The organism is Pseudoalteromonas sp. ESRF-bin5 (assembly GCF_002632075.1).
In the GTDB taxonomy this organism is placed as follows: domain Bacteria; phylum Pseudomonadota; class Gammaproteobacteria; order Enterobacterales; family Alteromonadaceae; genus Pseudoalteromonas; species Pseudoalteromonas marina.
Genome location: NZ_NTLW01000006.1, coordinates 1 through 2,304, shown reverse-complemented (window position 1 = coordinate 2,304; position 2,304 = coordinate 1). Strand labels below are relative to the sequence as shown.

Annotated in this window: 3 protein-coding genes; 1 reads left to right on the top strand and 2 read right to left on the bottom strand. The window is 36.9% G+C overall.

Going from position 1 to position 2,304, the window contains the following annotated elements; all coding sequences use genetic code 11:
- Window positions 1–242 (top strand): integrase core domain-containing protein (locus tag BCG07_RS00065; protein WP_286887900.1); only part of this gene is annotated, 242 nt, incomplete at its 5' end.
- Window positions 243–517: 275 nt separating this feature from the next.
- On the opposite strand, the gene BCG07_RS00060 is transcribed toward BCG07_RS00065, so the two are convergent.
- Window positions 518–904, bottom strand: coding sequence for a diacylglycerol kinase (locus BCG07_RS00060; protein WP_024599461.1), 387 nt, complete (start codon window positions 902–904; stop codon window positions 518–520).
- 12 nt (window positions 905–916) lie between these two features.
- On the bottom strand, window positions 917–2,304 hold a 1,388-nt coding region (locus BCG07_RS00055), incomplete at its 5' end, for a phosphoethanolamine transferase (RefSeq protein WP_286887896.1).

Here is a 2,304-nt window from a genome sequence, read left to right as displayed (position 1 = left end):
GTATGAGCAGGCGCGGAAATTGTTGGGATAATGCGCCAATGGAGCGATTTTTTAGAAGCTTTAAAACGGAGTGGATGCCAAAGGTTGGATACGAAAACTTTAAAGATGCTAAATATAGTGTGAGTGATTATATCAACGGATATTACAATAATGTTAGACCACATCATTATAATGCTGGTTTAGCGCCGAATGAATCTGAGGTTAGATATCAAGATTCTAAAACTGTGGCCAAAATTAGTTGACCACTACAAGACGAAGATTTGGTAATGAAGGCTGCTGCGGCTTATGAATATTTAGGTGTAAACACTAGAGTATTGCACTATAAAGCTTACAAGAAAATGCAGCCGACCGCTGACACGTCGGCTGATTAGGAATTACCAAATAAATACTCTAAAACGTTTTTGTCCAGAGGCGGGTTATGTATTTAACTCGCCTTTGCCCCAAAACGAGTTTAGGCGACGGTCGCAAATGAGCGATAAGCGATAAGCGATAAGCGATCATTGAGATTGGATAAATTTTAAAAATAACCAATATAGCTTATAAATACAGAAATCCAGACGAATGAACTTATCAATAGCGCAATTAATACTGCTGCGGAGCCTAAATCTTTAGCGAGACCTGACAATGGATGAATCTCTAAGCCAACTCTGTCTATTGTTGCTTCTATTGCTGTATTAACAACCTCTGCGAATATCACAAATAAAACAGAGATTAGTAGCATGACCTTTTCGTAAATACCTATCTGCCAAATCGAAATAATAATTAGCGATAAAGCGAGTAAAAAAAGCTCTTGTTTAAAAGCAGCTTCATTTTTAGCAAGCCATTTAAATGCACGCTGTGAATTTTTAAAAGCTAAAACTACTCGATTAATACCTGACGGCTTATTTGCACTATCAAATTGCATTGGAAACTCTCTTTATAGACTTAGGGCCTTACAGGCGTTAAAAATATCGTATTCAGGTTGGTATTGACTGCTGCTTACTTGAGTTAAGCCAAGTAAAGTGTCAAAAATATTGTCGTGTGAAAATACTTTTGAGCGTTGTAACTCAATACAATGATTAAATTTAGAGTTAGCGAGTTTATTACTCCAAAAAATCATTGGAATATGGGTTTGCTCGCTTGGTGCTAATGCATATGGAAACCCGTGAAGGTATAAACCTTTCTCACCAAGTGACTCACCGTGATCTGACACATATAGGAGTGACTTCTTTGTTTCGTTACTTGCTTGTAATACTTTTATCAACTGGCTTAACACCTTATCTGTGTATGCGATAGTATTATCATATGTGTTTGTTAGTTCAGTTGTACTACAGTTCTGAATATCGCTTCGAGAGCAATCAGGTTTAAACAAACTTTCGTGTTCAGGATAACGACGATAATAAGTTGGTCCATGTGAACCTATCATATGTAGAACAACCAATTTATGTTTAGCGTTACTAGTCGCTATCTTGTCTGCTAGTTTCGTAACTAATATTTCATCAAAACAGTAATGACCATCACATAACGGATGTTCTTTATTCGGCTCAATGTTGTCTGATTTGATGCGAGCACACACTCCTTTACAGCTGCTGTTATTATCAATCCATGTTACTTCAACACCACTACGCTGAATAATGTCTAGAGCATTTTCTTGACTACTAGCAAGCCGAGAATCATATTCTTTGCGGTTCAGTCGTGAAAACATACAGGGGACTGAAATAGCCGTTGCCGTTCCACACGATGAAACATCACTAAAATACTTTACGCCTAACTTGGGAGTATAAGTATTCGTTGCTCTACTATAGCCTTGTAGTGAAAAGTTAGCCGCCCGAGCTGTTTCCCCGACAACCATTACAGTTAGCGAGGTGCTCGTTTTATTTTTTAAAGTGGGCAAGTTATCGAGTACCTTGAAAGGTAATGGTGGATAAAAGTAATTATCCCTCAGGTATTTATAACTTGCTGTATAGAATGCAAACGGGGTGATATAACTTGTTAGCTGTCGGTTGTTGCGGCCAACAGAAGCGTACTCTTTATAAAAGGGTACAGCGATTAAGGCACAACAGAGCAAAGCTGATAGATTTAGCTTCGTAAAACTTTTTAAACGAACTCTAAAACTCCCAATAATTGTGAACTTGGAAAATAAGTAAGTAGGTACAATCCCCAATAAAAAAATAAATAACACAAGCTGAAAGTTCAAGTATGAAAATGCTTCACCTGAATTTGTTTCAACAATATTTTGTAACATGCTCTTGTCAAAAATAACGCCATAATTAAGTGTTGAATAAAACAACAATGAGCAAACTAAAACACTAAATAGAAGTATAG

Excerpts from the sequence above, each read along its gene's own strand:
- BCG07_RS00060 (WP_024599461.1), bottom strand. The coding sequence starts at position 904 with ATGCAATTTGATAGTGCAAATAAGCCGTCAGGTATTAATCGAGTAGTT.